The organism is Bacteroidota bacterium, assembly GCA_016183775.1.
Lineage (GTDB): Bacteria > Bacteroidota > Bacteroidia > JABDFU01 > JABDFU01 > JABDFU01.
On record JACPDY010000033.1, the window covers coordinates 24,494 to 41,745 of the forward strand.

Annotated in this window: 20 protein-coding genes and 1 riboswitch; of the genes, 14 read left to right on the forward strand and 6 right to left on the reverse strand. The window is 40.0% G+C overall.

Translation table 11 applies throughout. The annotated features are described in order from the left end of the window. Positions 1-520 precede the first annotated feature (520 nt). From paaA to paaJ, 4 genes are read left to right on the forward strand one after another with little or no spacing between them, the layout of a single operon-like run. Positions 521-1,471, forward strand: coding sequence for a 1,2-phenylacetyl-CoA epoxidase subunit A (paaA, locus tag HYU69_04290; protein ID MBI2269559.1), 951 nt, complete (start codon positions 521-523; stop codon positions 1,469-1,471). 12 nt (positions 1,472-1,483) lie between these two features. Then, a complete protein-coding gene (paaB, locus tag HYU69_04295; GenBank protein ID MBI2269560.1) occupies positions 1,484-1,777 on the forward strand; it encodes a 1,2-phenylacetyl-CoA epoxidase subunit B in 294 nt (97 codons plus the stop codon). Between the two features lie 22 nt (positions 1,778-1,799). Continuing rightward, positions 1,800-2,558: a phenylacetate-CoA oxygenase subunit PaaC gene (paaC, locus tag HYU69_04300; protein MBI2269561.1), complete on the forward strand. Its 759-nt coding sequence runs from the start codon at positions 1,800-1,802 to the stop codon at positions 2,556-2,558. After that, positions 2,552-3,043: a phenylacetate-CoA oxygenase subunit PaaJ gene (gene paaJ / locus HYU69_04305; protein MBI2269562.1), complete on the forward strand. Its 492-nt coding sequence runs from the start codon at positions 2,552-2,554 to the stop codon at positions 3,041-3,043. The genes paaC and paaJ overlap by 7 nt, the downstream gene beginning before the upstream one ends. 39 nt (positions 3,044-3,082) lie before the next feature. On the opposite strand, the gene HYU69_04310 is transcribed toward paaJ, so the two are convergent. Then, complete coding sequence (locus HYU69_04310; protein MBI2269563.1) at positions 3,083-3,778, reverse strand: hypothetical protein; 696 nt, start codon at positions 3,776-3,778, stop codon at positions 3,083-3,085. Positions 3,779-3,962: 184 nt separating this feature from the next. Then, a riboswitch (TPP riboswitch) is annotated at positions 3,963-4,060 on the forward strand. A gap of 63 nt (positions 4,061-4,123) precedes the next feature. Here HYU69_04310 and HYU69_04315 point away from each other — a divergent pair. From HYU69_04315 to moeB, 8 genes are all read left to right on the forward strand, one after another. After that, a complete protein-coding gene (locus HYU69_04315; GenBank protein ID MBI2269564.1) occupies positions 4,124-4,288 on the forward strand; it encodes a MoaD/ThiS family protein in 165 nt (54 codons plus the stop codon). A 42-nt stretch (positions 4,289-4,330) separates the two neighbouring features. Continuing rightward, entirely contained in the window at positions 4,331-6,205 is a 1,875-nt protein-coding gene (gene thiC, locus HYU69_04320) for a phosphomethylpyrimidine synthase ThiC (GenBank protein MBI2269565.1), read from the forward strand. Positions 6,206-6,308: 103 nt separating this feature from the next. Further along, positions 6,309-7,070 carry a hydroxymethylpyrimidine/phosphomethylpyrimidine kinase gene (locus HYU69_04325; protein MBI2269566.1) on the forward strand — a complete coding sequence of 254 codons (762 nt, stop codon included), beginning with the start codon at positions 6,309-6,311 and terminating at the stop codon, positions 7,068-7,070. Continuing rightward, positions 7,054-7,707: a thiamine phosphate synthase gene (locus HYU69_04330; protein ID MBI2269567.1), complete on the forward strand. Its 654-nt coding sequence runs from the start codon at positions 7,054-7,056 to the stop codon at positions 7,705-7,707. The genes HYU69_04325 and HYU69_04330 overlap by 17 nt, the downstream gene beginning before the upstream one ends. Then, positions 7,676-8,452 carry a thiazole synthase gene (locus HYU69_04335; GenBank protein MBI2269568.1) on the forward strand — a complete coding sequence of 259 codons (777 nt, stop codon included), beginning with the start codon at positions 7,676-7,678 and terminating at the stop codon, positions 8,450-8,452. Before HYU69_04330 ends, HYU69_04335 begins: the two co-directional genes overlap by 32 nt. 112 nt (positions 8,453-8,564) lie before the next feature. Further along, entirely contained in the window at positions 8,565-9,686 is a 1,122-nt protein-coding gene (gene thiH / locus HYU69_04340) for a 2-iminoacetate synthase ThiH (GenBank protein ID MBI2269569.1), read from the forward strand. 46 nt (positions 9,687-9,732) lie between these two features. Beyond that, positions 9,733-10,743: a DUF1016 domain-containing protein gene (locus HYU69_04345; protein MBI2269570.1), complete on the forward strand. Its 1,011-nt coding sequence runs from the start codon at positions 9,733-9,735 to the stop codon at positions 10,741-10,743. A 281-nt stretch (positions 10,744-11,024) separates the two neighbouring features. After that, the gene (gene moeB / locus HYU69_04350) at positions 11,025-12,083 is read left to right on the forward strand and encodes a molybdopterin-synthase adenylyltransferase MoeB (protein MBI2269571.1); all 1,059 of its coding nucleotides are present in this window, start codon (positions 11,025-11,027) and stop codon (positions 12,081-12,083) included. Here moeB and HYU69_04355 read toward each other — a convergent pair. The 3 genes from HYU69_04355 to trpS all read right to left on the reverse strand — a co-directional run bounded on the left by HYU69_04355 (position 12,057) and on the right by trpS (position 15,067). Next, positions 12,057-12,680, reverse strand: a complete 624-nt coding sequence (locus tag HYU69_04355; GenBank protein ID MBI2269572.1) for a thiamine phosphate synthase — start codon at positions 12,678-12,680, stop codon at positions 12,057-12,059. The genes moeB and HYU69_04355 overlap by 27 nt on opposite strands. A gap of 17 nt (positions 12,681-12,697) precedes the next feature. Beyond that, positions 12,698-14,032, reverse strand: coding sequence for an exo-alpha-sialidase (locus tag HYU69_04360; protein MBI2269573.1), 1,335 nt, complete (start codon positions 14,030-14,032; stop codon positions 12,698-12,700). Between the two features lie 66 nt (positions 14,033-14,098). After that, complete coding sequence (trpS, locus tag HYU69_04365) at positions 14,099-15,067, reverse strand: tryptophan--tRNA ligase (protein ID MBI2269574.1); 969 nt, start codon at positions 15,065-15,067, stop codon at positions 14,099-14,101. 103 nt (positions 15,068-15,170) lie between these two features. On the opposite strand from trpS, the gene HYU69_04370 reads away from it, so the two are divergent. Further along, positions 15,171-15,932, forward strand: a complete 762-nt coding sequence (locus HYU69_04370) for a 1-acyl-sn-glycerol-3-phosphate acyltransferase (GenBank protein ID MBI2269575.1) — start codon at positions 15,171-15,173, stop codon at positions 15,930-15,932. A gap of 141 nt (positions 15,933-16,073) precedes the next feature. Beyond that, positions 16,074-16,364 carry an Asp-tRNA(Asn)/Glu-tRNA(Gln) amidotransferase subunit GatC gene (gatC, locus tag HYU69_04375; protein MBI2269576.1) on the forward strand — a complete coding sequence of 97 codons (291 nt, stop codon included), beginning with the start codon at positions 16,074-16,076 and terminating at the stop codon, positions 16,362-16,364. 103 nt (positions 16,365-16,467) lie between these two features. On the opposite strand, the gene HYU69_04380 is transcribed toward gatC, so the two are convergent. Beyond that, the gene (locus HYU69_04380; protein ID MBI2269577.1) at positions 16,468-16,797 is read right to left on the reverse strand and encodes a hypothetical protein; all 330 of its coding nucleotides are present in this window, start codon (positions 16,795-16,797) and stop codon (positions 16,468-16,470) included. Continuing rightward, positions 16,794-17,087 carry a hypothetical protein gene (locus HYU69_04385; GenBank protein MBI2269578.1) on the reverse strand — a complete coding sequence of 98 codons (294 nt, stop codon included), beginning with the start codon at positions 17,085-17,087 and terminating at the stop codon, positions 16,794-16,796. Before HYU69_04385 ends, HYU69_04380 begins: the two co-directional genes overlap by 4 nt. Positions 17,088-17,252 lie beyond the last annotated feature (165 nt).

Below are 17,252 nucleotides of genomic sequence, written 5' to 3' on the forward strand. Positions count from 1 at the left end.
GTTGGTTTGGGGACTTTAACGCCTGCCGATCACTGTAATCTTTAACCAACTGATAATAATCATACAGAATCATGAGCTAAATCATCATAGAAATTTCTTTATACTCCTAAATTTAGCGCGTGTAGAATAAATTTTTATTTGTATTAAGGTGAATTCATCAGAAGAACAGAAGAATACAATACCATAAATGGAGTAAATTCAAAAACCGGCCTGAGAAAGACAGAACAAACACTGACCTGATAAATGCCATTAGGCATTATGATCTTACTGTACATATCACCGGGGTAATGACACATTATTTAATTACGCTGCAGAAAAATATTTAGAGAGCAATGACAAAAATCACCGAAGCAACCAACGGAAGTGACTGAAAAAAATATATGCATCCCAAACCAGCGCAGAATATCTTTTCCCGATCTGGATCGGATGAAGAATTAAAGAACTGGGTGAAAACACGAACGAAAAAGAAAGAACACCCGCAACAATATTCAGGCAAAATAATTCCTAAAAACGAAAGATTATGACAGAAGAAGAAAAACTAACCCGGTTCAATTCAAAAATTGATAAGGAAGAAAAGATCGAACCTAAAGACTGGATGCCTGACGCATACCGGAAAACCATGATCCGTCAATTGTCGCAGCACGCGCATTCGGAAGTAATAGGTATGCAGCCGGAAGGAAATTGGGTGCTGCGTGCGCCATCGCTTCGTGCGAAGAAAATCCTGTTAGCCAAAATACAGGATGAAGGCGGACATGGCCTGTACCTGTATAGCGCTACAGAAACATTGGGCATTGACCGTGATGAAATGATTCATCAACTGCATGAAGGCAAGGCCAAATACTCTAATATTTTTAATTACCCGGCCCTTACCTGGGCCGATATCGGCGCTATCGGATGGCTGGTTGACGGAGCGGCTATCGTTAACCAGATATCACTTCAGCGGACATCATATGGCCCCTACTCCCGTGGAATGATCCGGATCTGTAAGGAAGAGTCTTTTCATCAGCGCCAGGGATATGAGATCATGGTGACTATGATGAATGGAACACCTGAACAAAAACAAATGGCACAGGATGCAATGAATCGTTGGTGGTGGCCATCACTCATGATGTTCGGGCCGCCGGATAATGACTCCAGCCATACCAAACAATCTATGAGATGGAAAATAAAACGCGAAAGCAATGATGTGCTCAGGCAACGGTTCATTGATAAAACAGTTGACCAGGCCCATTTCATCGGGCTGACAGTTCCGGATAAGGATCTGAAATTCAATAAAAGCACAGGTCATTGGGATATAGGCCCGATAAACTGGGATGAATTTCATGAAGTGATAAACGGAAACGGTCCATGCAACAGGCAACGGCGTGCGCACCATATTAAAGTTCACAACGAAGGCAGATGGGTGCGTGAAGCTGCCATGATCTTCGCCGAGAATGAAACACGGACGAAAAAAGAATTAGTTACACACTAAAAAAATAAAACAATGAGCACAAAAGACAATCAGCTTCCTCTGTGGGAAGTATTTATACAGAGCAAGAGCGGAAATCCACATAAACACGCCGGAAGTGTTCATGCATCCGACAAAAATATGGCACTGCAAAATGCCCGCGACATTTATACCAGGCGCGGAGAAGGACGTAGTATATGGGTAGTATTGTCCGAAAACATTGCGGCATCCGCTCCCGAAGATGAGGCGGAACTTTTTGACCCGGCCGACGACAAAATCTATCGCCATCCCACTTTTTACAGAGTTCCTGAAGGAGTAAAAAATATGTAAACAAGTTTAAAAAAAGAGAATTATGAACACAAAAGAAGCACTCTATAATTTTTGTCTGAGGTTAGGTGACAACAATTTAATTTTAGGACAACGCCTTGCAGAATGGTGCAGTAACGGACCAATACTTGAAGAGGACCTCGCCATGACTAATCTTTCACTCGACCATTTCGGACAAGCGGAATTCATGTATGAATATGCCGCAGAAATGGAAGGGAAAAACAGAACAGCTGATGATATCGCATATCTGCGGAATGAACGAGGCTATTTTAATTCACTTATAACGGAACAGCCCAACGGAGATTTCGCGTTTACCATGATGAAGCAGCTGCTCTATTCCACTTTCGCCAAATACTTATACGAAACCCTCTCTGCAAGCAGCGACAAGAGATTATCAGAACTTGCCGCAAGAGCACTGAAAGAAATAAAGTATCATTTAAGGCACAGCAGTGAGTGGATCATTCGCCTTGGAAACGGAACAGAAGAAAGCCGCATTCGTACACAGCAGGCGTTAAATGAACTGTGGTGGTATACTGCGGATATGTTTGTACTGAATGAAACCGACAAAGAACTCATTAAAGCCAATATAATAAGCGATCTGAGTGAGCTTTATCCAAAATGGAAGAGCGCTGTAGAAGAAACACTGAAACTGGCAAACCTTAATATTCCCGCTAACGGACACATGTACAAAGGAGGATATGACGGCAACCATACAGAACATCTGGGACATATACTTTGTGAATTACAATATCTTCAAAGGGCATATCCCGGTGCCAAATGGTAATTAATAAAGAAGAAATATGGAACTGCCTTTCCCAGATACCCGACCCTGATATTCCTGTAATAAGCATCACTGATCTTGGTTTGGTAAGGGATGTTAAAATTAACAAGGACAAAGTTACAGTATCAGTTACGCCAAGCTATTCGGGCTGTCCTGCGATGCAATTATTCAAGGCAGATATTTTATCTGCATTAAAAACAAAAGGACTGAATGAAGTAGAGGTAAAAACAGTTTATTCTCCTCCATGGACAACAGACTGGATAAGCGAAACGGCAAAAGAGAAAATGCGGAAACATGGCATTGCTCCACCTGAAAAGGTTTCATCGGAAAAATCAGTATTGTTCCTGGAAAGCAAAAAGGAAATTAATTGCCCCTGGTGTAACTCAAAAGACACTAAACGCACAAGCCAGTTCGGATCCACCCCCTGCAAAGCGCTTTGGTTCTGTAATTCATGCCACCAGCCTTTCGAGTATTTTAAATGTATTTAAAAACCGGGAAAAGATAGTTTTAGGAAACGGATAATTGCCCTAAAACCAATGGTAACGATCGCCGGAGATACGATTCTTGCCACCTTTATTCAGTTGGGTCTTATCACTTCTCTTCCCCGTGGAAAGCATAACCGGAACTTTAACTCCAAAGCAATAAAAAACATCATTGATCACCACATTTATAACTTTTGCTTCTTTGGCAAAGCGGAATTTACCTTCGGCAAACAGGGAGAACCGTTTATATTGTCGTTCAATTCCGATCCCAAGGTTAACCATAAGTTTATAGTATTGAAATTCCTCGTCACGTAAACGCAAAACGCCATCATGCCTTTCATCGCGCAAACCTGTAAAATCACCCCTCCATTTAAGCAAAGACAAGCCTGTAAACGCGAAAAACCCCAGATGTGAATTGGAAATATCACCAAGCATATAAGCGTTTACATCAATGTTATTCGAATGAATGTTTTTCCAGGAAGGATTGTCATTGTGCGTAAAATGCAATGTATACTCCCCTGACACCTTCATTGAATTGCTGACATTGATAAATGCCTTGAAGTGCATGCCGGGCTTGGCCCTCCTGAATTGGGAATACTGTTCAATGTCGATAGCCGACCAGGATGTCCCCGCAGCAATATCAAATACATGCTTTTTGCCGGGCTCAACTCCCTCTTGCCCCCCAAACATTCGTACGGCAAAAACAAACAGAACAAAAAACAGGAGTAAATGTTGCTTCATACTGCAATGTTACTCATTAAAATCAGCTTAAATTGCAGAATTTAGTAAACGGTATAAATTCCGGTTCAAACGGCGCAAAAGCAATCTGATCTTTATAGGGCAACAACAGGGCAAATCTAAAGCTGTTAATATATTTTAAAAGTAATTCTTCTGAAAAAACAATTTTTATCCTACATTCGTTACAAGTAAACTTTAGGGGTGCCCCCAATTAGCGGGACTGAGATCATACCCTACGAACCTGAACAGGGTAATGCCTGCGGAGGAAAAAGTGAGAAGCATTTCGCTTCAATCGTTTCGTAACCCCTGAAGATTTATGCGTACAAATGGATCAAATGTAAATTTGGCATGAATGTCATTGTAAATAACAAAACAGAAATAACAGAAGCGCAGGAAAAGCTATTCAAGTTACTTTCACGATTAAATTTATCGGAAAAACAGNCAAATTGGAACAATTACGAATTAAAAGAAAACGATAAAATAACCATTATACGTGCCACACAAGGAGGGTAAGAGGAATTAAGAATTAAAAATGAAAAATTAAGAATTTAAAATATGAAGAAAGACAAAACACCTGATCAAAACACCATAACACGTGATTCCCTAACCGGATCTAAAAAAATTTATGTGTCCGGCAAGATCCACAACATTAAAGTGGCCATGCGGGAGATCACTCTTTCTGACACAGTACACAACTTTAACGGGGTCGAAAAAATTGAAAAAAATCCACCCGTTACAGTGTACGATACCAGCGGTCCGTATACCGACAGCGATGTGGTAATTGATCTTAAAAAGGGTTTACCACGCTTACGCGAAGAGTGGATATTAAAACAAGGCGATGTGGAAGAGACCGATGATTTCTCTTCTGAATATTGCCGTAAACGTTTAGCGGATGCTTCGCTCGATCATCTTCGCTTCGAGCATTTGAAAAAACCACTCAAAGCAAAACCAGGGAAAAATGTTTCACAAATGCACTATGCCAAAAAAGGCATTATTACCCCCGAAATGGAATACATTGCTATCCGTGAAAATCAACGCTACGATGAATTGAAAAATGGCAAGAATAATTTATTACATCAACATCCCGGACAGAACTTTAGTGCAAGCACTCCTAAAAATTACATTACACCTGAATTTGTACGTGATGAAGTGGCAAAAGGAAGAGCAATTATTCCGGCCAATATTAACCACCCGGAAAGTGAACCAATGATCATCGGTCGTAATTTTCTGGTGAAGATCAATACCAATATCGGCAACTCTACCGTTACATCAAGCATAGAAGAAGAGGTTGAAAAAGCGGTGTGGAGCTGTCGCTGGGGAGGAGATACATTAATGGATCTCTCAACCGGGAAAAATATTCACGAAACCCGTGAATGGATCATTCGTAATTGCCCGGTCCCCGTTGGTACAGTGCCCATTTACCAGGCGCTCGAAAAAGTGAACGGCAAAGCCGAAAATCTGACCTGGGAAATTTTCCGCGACACATTAATTGAGCAAGCTGAGCAAGGCGTTGATTATTTCACCATTCATGCGGGGGTATTGCTTCGTTATATACCGCTTACAGCAAAACGTATAACAGGGATCGTATCACGCGGCGGAAGTATTATGGCCAAATGGTGTCTTGCCCATCACAAAGAAAATTTCCTATACACCCATTTTGAAGACATCTGCGAAATCATGAAAGCGTACGATGTTTCATTTTCACTGGGTGATGGCTTACGCCCTGGCAGTATTGCCGATGCAAACGATACAGCCCAATTCGGCGAACTGGAAACATTGGGAGAACTGACAAAGATTGCGTGGAAACATGATGTACAGGTAATGATCGAAGGTCCGGGCCATGTGCCCATGCACCTGATCAAAGAAAATATGGAAAAACAGCTGGCACATTGTGATGAAGCTCCATTCTATACGCTTGGTCCGCTTACAACAGACATTGCTCCCGGTTATGATCACATTACGTCCGCAATTGGCGCCGCAATGATTGGCTGGTACGGAACCGCCATGCTTTGTTATGTAACACCAAAAGAACATTTGGGATTGCCCAATAAAAAAGATGTGAAGGACGGAGTTATCACGTACAAAATTGCGGCGCATGCTGCCGACCTGGCCAAAGGGCATCCGGGGGCGCAATACAGGGACAATGCCTTAAGCAAAGCCCGCTTTGAGTTCCGCTGGGAAGATCAATTTAACTTATCACTCGACCCTGATACAGCACGTGAATTCCACGATGAAACACTGCCCGCCGAAGGTGCCAAAACAGCACACTTCTGTTCGATGTGCGGCCCTCATTTCTGTTCGATGAAGATCACACAGGATGTACGCGATTATGCCGACAAACTGGAACTGGAAGAAAACGAAGCGTTAACAAAAGGCATGGAAGAAAAAGCAAAAGAGTTTAAAGAAAAAGGGGCGGAAGTATATTTATAATGATGATGCTAAAGAAAAAAACAATTTTGCCACAAAGGCACAAAGACACTAAGTTTCACAAAGTATTTTTTCGTGTCTTAGTGGCATAAAAATTATAACGGTAATGTCTATACGACCAACAGTTTTAACAATAGCAGGCCTCGACCCAAGCGGATGCGCAGGTTTATTGGCTGATATTAAAACATCAGAAGCGCACAACGTAAATGCTATGGCGGTTTGCACTGCAAATACACAGCAGAACATTGCCGAATTTAAAGAAGTAAATTGGATACAGATCAATGAGATTTTAAGCCAGCTCAACCTGCTGCAAAAAGAAACGCAATTTGATCTTATCAAGATAGGTTTAGTAGAAAACTTTTATGTATTGAACAGGATCATTAATGAATTATTACAACACAATAAGGCGGCGAAGATCATTTGGGACCCTATCTGCAAAGCAAGCGCGGCTTTTGAATTTCACACGGACATTGACAAAAAAGAACTGGAAATCATTTGTTCCAAATTATACCTGATCACACCAAATCTTGATGAAATTAAATTATTGGTGCCGGACAAAAACGCAGATGAAGCGGGAAAATATTTATCCCAATTCTGCAATATATTGATAAAAGGTGGCCATAGTATTGACGACACCTCTACAGATACACTATATATGGAAAATGTGATCCATCGTTTTAAGGCCAATAAATTCTCCGGATTTTCCAAGCGCGGAACAGGCTGCGTGCTGTCTTCGGCCATACTGGCTAATCTTGCTAACGGACAAGAACTGCCAAAAGCATGTGAAAGCGCAAAGAAATATATCACTGACTATTTAAAAAGTAATAATTCATTAGTAGGATATCATCATTATGAAGAACATAAGTAAATTACATTTTATAACCACAAATGCCATTGACGCGGAAAAAGCCTGCAAAGGCGGGGCTGACTGGATACAACTTCGTGTGAAAGACAAATCGCCTGAAGAATGGAAAGCAATTGCCATAGAAACAAAAACAATTTGCAGGAAACACAACGCGAAACTGATCATCAATGACAATGTGCAAATGGCAAGCGAGATCGCAGCCGATGGCGTGCACCTGGGCAAAGAAGATATGTCGCCCGACAAAGCGAGGATGATCCTCGGAATTGATATCATTATCGGTGGAACAGCCAATACCTGGGATGATATAAAAACACTTGCTAAACTTGGTGTGGATTATATTGGTTTAGGTCCTTATCATTACACAAAGACCAAAGCGAAATTAAGTCCTATACTTGGACTGGAAGGATATATCAATCTTATTAAACACTGTACGCTTGAAAAGATACGTCTGCCGATCATCGCGGTTGGCGGAATACAACTCGAGGATATAAATATTATTCTAAAAACAGGAGTATTTGGAGTAGCTGTATCCTCTGCAATTTCCGGTTCTGATAATGTCGAAACTGCGACAACAAAATTTTTAAGGGAAATTAAAACATATCGACATCATGAAATCCAACACGCTGACCATCGCCAATAAACCATTTACATCCCGGCTATTTACCGGGACAGGTAAATTCAGCTCTTCTTCCTTAATGGAAAAAGCTCTCCTGGCTTCAGGTTCCGAGCTTGTCACAGTCGCATTAAAGCGCGTTGACATACAAAACAGCGATGATGATATTTTAACCCATCTGTCGCATAAGCAATTTAATTTATTGCCCAACACTTCCGGCGTGCGTAATGCGAAAGAAGCCGTATTCGCCGCACAAATGGCACGTGAAGCCTTACAAACCAATTGGCTTAAACTGGAAATACATCCCGATCCAAAATACTTAATGCCCGACCCGATCGAAACACTAAAGGCTGCTGAAGAACTTGTAAAACTTGGGTTTGTTGTATTACCTTATATTCATGCCGATCCTGTTCTGTGCAAACGTCTCGAGGAAGTTGGTGTTGGTGCCGTTATGCCGCTTGGCGCACCAATAGGAAGCAACAAAGGTTTACGCACAAGAGATTTCCTGGAAATAATCATTGAACAAAGCAAAGTACCGGTTGTTGTGGATGCGGGCATAGGCGCGCCTTCTCATGCTGCGGAAGCTATGGAAATGGGAGCTGACGCAGTTCTCGTAAATACGGCGATCGCAGTTTCTGAAAACCCGGTTAAAATGGCAAAAGCCTTTAAACTGGCTATTGAAGCCGGCCGTATGGCGTATGAAGCTAAACTGGCTAAACCAAAAAATTTCGCCGAAGCGAGCAGTCCGTTGACGGCGTTTTTAGAGAGTTAATAAAAACCACCACGCCCCTCGGTCCCCCAAATGAGGAAAGGGCAGTGCACCGTGAGTAAACATAGTTAGACAAAATAAAATCAAAAATCCCCATTGGGGGGATTTAGGCGGCATGTTTAAAGAAATATTCGATACATATAACTGGGACGAAGTAAAGCAAAGCATTTACAGCAAAACAAGTGCCGATGTTTTACATGCACTGCAAAAAGAAAAACGCACACCCGAAGATTTCAAAGCACTGATCTCTCCGGCTGCCCTCCCCTATCTGGAGCAAATGGCGCAGCTCAGCCATCAACTCACACAAAAACGTTTCGGGCGGACGATACAGATGTATATCCCGCTCTATTTATCGAACGAATGTCAGAATATTTGTACATACTGCGGGTTCAGTTTTGATAATAAAATCAAAAGAAAAACCTTAAGCAACGAAGAAATAATACGTGAAGCCAAAGCAATAAAAGCATTGGGTTATGATCATGTGCTGCTTGTTACAGGTGAAGCGAATGAAACAGTAGGAGTTCAATACCTGAAGAATGTCATAAAGCTTTTACGCCCTTATTTTTCACATATATCCATTGAGGTTCAGCCTTTAGATCAGGCAGACTATAAAGAATTGAATGCAGCAGGATTAAATACCGTACTGGTGTACCAGGAAACATATCATAAAGAAAATTACAAAACATATCATCCCAAAGGAAAAAAATCGAACTTCAATTACCGGCTTGAAACTCCTGACAGGCTCGGCCGATCGGGCATTCACAAAATGGGGATAGGTGTTTTATTAGGCCTTGAGGACTGGAGAGTGGATAGTTTTTTCACCGCCCTTCATCTTGATTACCTGGAAAAAACATACTGGCAAAGCAAATACTCAATTTCCTTTCCAAGACTCAGGCCGGCCAAAGGTGTATTGTTGCCAAAAATGGAGCTGAGTGATAAGGAACTCGTACAACTCATCTGTGCTTACCGCATTTTAAATGAAGAAGTGGAATTGTCCATGTCGACCCGCGAAAGTGAAAAATTCAGGAACCATATTATTAAACTGGGAATAACCTCCATAAGTGCCGGCTCAAAAACAAACCCGGGAGGTTATGCTGCAGAACCCAGATCGCTCGAACAGTTTGAAGTATCTGATGAACGTTCACCAAAAGAAATAAGCACAATGATACGTGAACAAGGTTATGAAGTGGTTTGGAAGGATTGGGATAGGGTGATTCACATGGCGGGTGAAAATTAATAATATGGGTAGCGATGAATAGCTATTTTTACTTTTGTTTTAAAATATGAAACCCCTAAAAAACACCCATCCTCTTTCATCTCTAATCAAACAAATCAGAACTCTTGTTGAAAGAGCGAGAGTATCTGTTGCCCAAAATATCAACAAAGAAATCTTGCAAACCTATTGGCAAGTAGGAAAACATATAGTGGAATTCGAACAAAAGGGAAATATAAAGGCTGAATACGGAAAGCAATTGCTTATTAAGCTTTCAAAAGAACTTGCTATTGAATTAGGCAAAGGCTTTTCCCGATCTAACCTTACCTATATGCGATTATTTTATATTCACTATCAAAAAAGTGAGACAGTGTCTCACCAATTGAGCTGGTCGCATTACTTTGAATTACTTAAAATTGATTCGGATTTAGAACGCACTTTTTATGAGCAGCAAGCTATAAAAGAAAACTGGTCAATACGTGAATTGAAAAGACACAAAGTAAGTTCGCTATTTCAGAGATTGGCCTTAAGTAAAGATAAAAAGGGCATTATAGCTTTAGCTAAAAAAGGGCACATCGTTGAAAACGATGCTGACATTATAAAAGATCCTTATGTACTGGAATTTCTTAATATTCCGGAAAAATATAGGTATTCAGAAAAAGAACTAGAGCAAAAAATTATTGATAATCTACAGGAATTTTTGCTCGAATTAGGAAAGGGTTTTGCCTTTATTGGCAGGCAATACCGAATAACCTTAAACAACAAGCATTACAGGATTGATCTTGTTTTTTACCATCGCATTTTAAAATGTTTTGTAATAATTGACCTAAAAATTAACGATGTTGAACATAACGACATTGGACAAATGAACATGTATCTCGGTTATTTTGAAACTGAAATGAATGTTTCAGGAGATAATCCACCCATAGGAATAATCCTCACTGCTGAGCAAGACGCTGTAATGGTAGAATATGCGATGCACGGAATTTCAAATAAAATATTTGTTTCAAAGTATCAGCTTTATCTGCCAGACAAAAAATTATTACAAAAGAAAGTGCAGGAAATACTGGATAAGGAATAGCACGGGTACGAAGTGGTTTGGAAATTGGGATAGGGTTACTCAGTTGGCAAAATAAAATAGTTGCAAAGGCAGTTTGCAATTAGCGGTGGGAATAAACAAATACAATTTAGGATAGTATCAAAAATAATTTAGAAGCGAGGTTTATAAAAATGAAAAAAAAATTGTAAAATTTTTAACATTTATCGACTCCTTGACATTCGACCGAATTCAATGAAAACGGAAGCATCACCAGAAACAGCGTTTAAAAGCTATCCATAAAATCGAAAGACTTAAAGCACACAATGTTTTCAACGGCAGAATTAAACCGCTACAACCGCCACATCATCCTTCCCGAAATAGGAATTGAGGGACAGAAAAAATTAAAACAAGCCAAAGTGCTTGTTATTGGTGCGGGAGGACTTGGCTGTCCTGTGCTGCAATACCTTGCTGCTGCAGGTGTTGGCCATATTGGTATTATTGATGATGACAGAGTAGATGAAAGCAATTTACAGCGCCAGATCTTATATTCAACCGGGGATATTGGTAAATGCAAAGCCGAAGTCGCGAAAGAAAAATTGTCTGCCCAAAATCCATTTGTGCATCTCATATCTCATATTTCATATCTCATATCTGACAATGCAATTTCCATAATAAAGGACTATAATCTTGTCGTTGACTGTTCCGATAATTTCCCTACACGCTATTTAGTAAACGATGCTTGTGTGCTGCTGAACAAACCCTTAGTGTTTGGCTCTATTTTTAAATTCGAAGGACAGGTTTCTGTTTTTAATTACAAAGGCGGCCCGACTTACCGCTGCCTCTACCCGGCTCCGCCCCCGGCCAATGAAGTTCCGAATTGTTCTGAGATTGGTGTTATTGGCGTATTGCCCGGCATCATTGGTACATTACAAGCCAACGAGGTAATTAAAATTATTACTGGGATCGGAGAAGTATTGAGCGGAAAACTCCTCACCCTTGACACTCTTTCAATGAATTTTGAAACTTTTTCATTTGATCTCGTTCCGGAAAATAAAAATATTTCGTCTCTTGCCGACTACCAACAATTATGCGGTATACCTGTCAAAGAAATTTCGGGTGAAGAATTAAAACGAAAAATAAAATTGAAGGAGGAATTTCAACTCATAGATGTAAGAGAATCGGCAGAATACAACTTAAAAAACATCGGCGGAGAACTCATACCCCTGAATGAACTTATGAATTATATTGATAAAATAAAAAAAAATATTCCTGTTATCATCCATTGCCAGTCCGGCACAAGAAGTCGGAAAGCAGTAGAACTATTGAATAGCAAAGGATTCGGGAATGTATATTCCCTAAAAAGAGGGCTGGTTGATTTTTGATTGTATCTCTGCAAATGCTTTAACAGGATCTTCGCTCTCCCAAATTGCGCCCGAAAAAGCAGCGCCCGAAAAACCCAACGCTTTTACCTGTATAACATTTTTTGCTTCTACTCCGCCAAGAGCAATAACTTCCGGCTTGATCCTACCTTCCTGTTTCCAACATTGAATCCGATCTGCAATTAATCTAAGATCAAATTTGCTTGTATATCCGGGCTTACTGATGCTATTAAACACCGGGCTAAAAAAAACATATTCATAGGTATATCTAATATTTTCCATATCCTCCAAAGAATGACAAGATGTTGATATGATTTTTTTATCCTTATACTTTTCAAATTCCGATCTGTTCTTTTCATTCAAATGAATACCGTTGAGGTCATACTTTTCAAGAAGACCAAAATGTGAATGAAGAACTATTCGCCTGTGAAATTTCACAAGCATTGAATTGAGAAAAGTTTCCGTCTCAGCTTCCTTCCACTTATACTTTCGTAAATGAAAGTAATTAAGCCCGCACTCAAAAAGCTGTGAAACAACTTGTGCTTCATTTGCAATTTCATGTTCCGACGATATTACAATAAGTTTGAAAGAATCAGGCATAAAAACTGGTAAAGACGTTAACCTAATCTAAAGCTAAAACGTCTCTTTTTTCTTATTGGTTTTTTGTGTACCGGTATCTCCTGCTTTTGGGCAGGGTCACTTATAAGCGCTGTCCATATCATTGTGTTAAAACCTTCTATAGTTACCCAAACCGGGCGAATTACTCCTTCATGCGCGGCTATATTAATATAATCTCCTAAAAAAACATATTTGTTCGGCTTAAACGCTTTTTCACTTATTTTCTCATTACTGAATGTAACTCCCCCATCCCTCGACACAGCCAAATAAACATCCGTTGAATCATCCGTGTATGCCCTCCTGTCATAAAAAACTACATACAAATAACCGGTAGATTGATCAATTGCCATCCACGACATAAACTGATGGTGATTCGTGGTATCCGTGTTCACACGCTTTGGCTCGCTCCACGAAGCTCCACTATCTGTTGATTTTACGAGCCATATATCCGTATTATTTTTACCGCTTCGCTGATCAGAAAAATTAATATATACAGTTCCCCGGTTCGGACCTTTGCTATTGTCACACACTGTAACCGGCATGCCATTGCAGCGATAAATACCGCTTACCTCAAAATCCCACCCGCCCGGCTGATCACATACCACTATATCTTTGTTCAACCAGGTTTTTCCTCTATCAACAGACTTGTCAAAATATATTTTCTGATCAAATGCCCATGCTGTATATATTTCTCCGTTAACACCCACGGCAGGTACTGCTCCTTCAACAGTAGAATCACTATCCGCACAGTTACCCGCATATTGGCTCAGACGCATTGGTGCCGACCATGTTTGTCCCTGGTCAAGAGAGGATGAGAATAAGATACGCGAACTGTCGATCGGACTTCTACTTTCGTACTTATCAAATTCTGTCCAGGTAATATAAAGTGCATTTGTCTTGCTATCAACCGCTACCCATTCTTTGTCCTGTTGATGCGGGTGATTTATGCCAATCGCAGATCCCTCCGACCATGCTTTACCTCCATTAACCGATCGCTGGCACACCATCCTGTCGAGGAAATTTGACCCGGACCAACCTTTATGATCCGGATCACCAAGGTGAAAAAAATAAAAATTGCCATTTGTATCAGCCACAACGCAGGGATCTCCATATACACCATGCTCCTTTGATCGCATTGTATCCTTTCCCCATGTCAATCCCCCATCAGCACTATGGTATACATTGCGAACATTTGAACCTGCAACCATTTGCAGTATATTTTTGGGATTTATAGCAATTGCAGGTTCTTCGGGACTATTAAACCCCTTGCCCTCATCGATCTTTATATTTTTATACTGCGCAGAAGAAAAAACTGAACAGCAAACAAGCAGCAAAAAGAAAACAATTTGTTTGTTTACAGAAAAGATCAAGCTATAAAATAATTTGTTTGAGATCATTCATTAATATCCCAATTTTTCCCTTACCCTTTTCAAAACCCCGCGTGCAATTACACGGGCCTTATCCGCACCTGCTTTCAGCTTAGCATCCAGCTCAGCCGGATGACTCATATAATGGTCGTACAATTCACGCTCCTTTTTAAATCGTTCAATGATCAGGTCATATAGCGCCTGCTTAGCATGACCGTATCCATAGCCGCCTTTCAGGTAATAGCCGCGCATCTCGGCAACCTGCGCTTCCGAAGCCAACAGTTTATATATGGCAAAAACGTGACAGGTGTCCGGATTCTTTGGCTGTTCAAGTGGTGTAGCATCAGTAACAATACTTTTCACCACTTTCAACAACTCCTTATCAGGCAAAAATATATTGATGAAATTATTGTACGACTTACTCATTTTTTGTCCGTCAATACCAGGCACGATCATTACGCGCTCATCGATCCGCACTTCGGGAATTACAAACGTTTCACCCATTTTATTGTTAAATGCACTTGCAATATCCCGTGTCATTTCGAGGTGCTGTACCTGATCCTTACCCACCGGTACAAAATTGGCATCATACATTAATATGTCTGCCGCCATTAAAACAGGATAAACAAACAAACCCGCGTTTACATCCGCCAATCGAGTCGATTTATCTTTAAACGAGTGCGCATTGGCCAGCATGGGGTATGGTGTAAAACAATTCAGGTACCAGGTCAGCTCGCAAACTTCGGGCACATCACTTTGCCGGTAAAAAATATTTTTATCCGTATTAAAACCAAAAGCGAGCCAGGTAGCAGCTACAGAACGGGTACTTACCCGATTTTGCTCCGCATTTTTCACGGAAGTTAATGTATGCAGATCTGCGATAAAAAAAAGTGATTCGTTGTTGGGTTGATTCGAAAGCTCTATTGCGGGCCGTATAGCGCCCAAAATATTACCTAAATGAGGTATATTGGTACTTTGTATTCCGGTTAAAATACGTGCCATATTTAGTATATTTAAAACTCCCATAAAGATACACTTTACCCAAACAAATAGTTAATCATTTTGACATGCTCTGCCACTTTATATTTCCTATTTTTGAAACCGCTTGAACTTTATTAAAGCCATAGCCCGTTCCCTCTGGAAATTTCTGTTCGTCCTGAACTTTGTAACAGGACTTCTTGTGCTTTACCCTGTGTTCTATATTCTTTTATCGCGCGAAGCCTGGTTCCCGATAGCATTGACACTTAAGCGATTTTGGGCCCGTTGGATATTGATCGTTCCCGGAATATTCGTTTCAATTGTTGAGGATAAGGCGAAAATAAAGACCATTCCGAAACCCTGTATTTATTGCGCCAACCATTCCTCCTATCTTGATATAGTGATCAGTTATATCATTCTCCCGGATTATTTTGTTTTCATGGGTAAAGCGGAATTGCTGAAGGCTCCGTTGTTCAGTATATTTTTCACAAGGGGTATGGATATCGCAGTTGAACGCAAAAGCAGGATCGGTTCGCACCAGGCCTTTTTACAGGCTGCCAAGGAAATAGACAAAGGACACAGCATGTTCATGTTTCCGGAAGGAACACTATCATCAAACGGGCACCTGAAAGGATTTAAAAATGGGGCTTTCAAACTCGCTTTAGATAAACAATTGCCTATAGTACCGATTACTTTTACCAATAACTGGCAACTATTGCAAAATGGCGGCTTTTTTAAAGCGTTTGGCAGGCCGGGTATTGCAAAAGTTATAATACACGAACCAATAAGCACTAAGGGATATACTGATACCGATTTAGTATATTTGCTCAACAAAACACGTGATGCTATTGCTTCAGGTTTGGAAAAAAATAGTTGGCAATTGGAATAAAAAGAGTTGGCAAACATGCAGTTGGCAATTGGCAATTTAAAAATCCAGCAACAGTATTTTGCCAATTGCCTACTGCCTTTTGCCAACTGACAATTATAAGAAAAGCTATAATTTATCTAATAAAAAATAATATTTCAGGACATGAAAATAGATCACGCCACAGTAGATAAGCTCGCCGACCTTGCCAAACTTGAATTTGACAAAGAAGGAAAAGAGGCTATTGTAAAGGACCTTAACCGCATTTTAACATTTATTGACAAGTTGAATGAGTTAGATACCACCAATGTTGAACCTCTCATTTATATGAGTGATGAAGTGAATATTTTACGTGACGACGAAGTGAAGCATGATATTACCCAGGATGACGCTCTCAAAAATGCCCCCAAACACGATTCGGATTATTTTAAGATGCCAAAGGTGATTGATAAATAATAAAACACAAAGAACAAGGTATAATACCAATAATAGCATGTGTTTTAAGCCCTTCTTCCTAAAAACTATTTGAGACCTGCTGGAATTAAACAATCACGAAGAATTATTTAACACTCCTTTTTATAAAAATAGGATCATATCCCATTTCCCGAACACCAATAATTCCATAAATAGTTTCACCCTTTTGAATATTCTTATTTATTATATTATATTCGTTCAATTCACTGTATAGGCTATAATTTGCTGAAGCTGCCATACCCATATTTCCAACCGCAATTACGGGTCCAAGTATTAAGCCAATCGGATATGTTTTAACAACGCCATCATTATTTATTGTATACATTTTAACAAAAACAAGAAGAACATATGGCAAATACCCTGGAACAAATTGTTGAATAAGCTCCTTTACCACCAATGGCTCCATAAGAATCATTGGATTTTTTCCTGAGTAAATATAAGATCACGCCCAACATTAATAACAGTATCCGTATTATTTGTCAGCTTGACAGCTATTAATTTCAGTCCATGATCAGCTTCCTTTGCGGCATATTTTTTATTTCTTCTTTCTTTAAGTACATCATATTTATATGAAAGTCCTATTCCATTTCCAAAAACAGGAGCAGTGTAATTTAATGTCGAAGGACGTATCGGCCGGTAAGATGATGCGCATCCGCCTAAAACACAAGTCAAAATCAAAACTATCATTTTTAAAAATCCTTTCATATCGTATCATTTTAGAAATTAAACTTAACGTGAGCTATGGATTAAATTGACAACAAACGGTTGATAATAAAAAAGTTAAGATTAAAAAGATAAGGACTTGAGGTGAAAATTAGAGAAAAAAAATAAACCTCTACAACCCCAAGTCCTATGTTACTTACCGACACA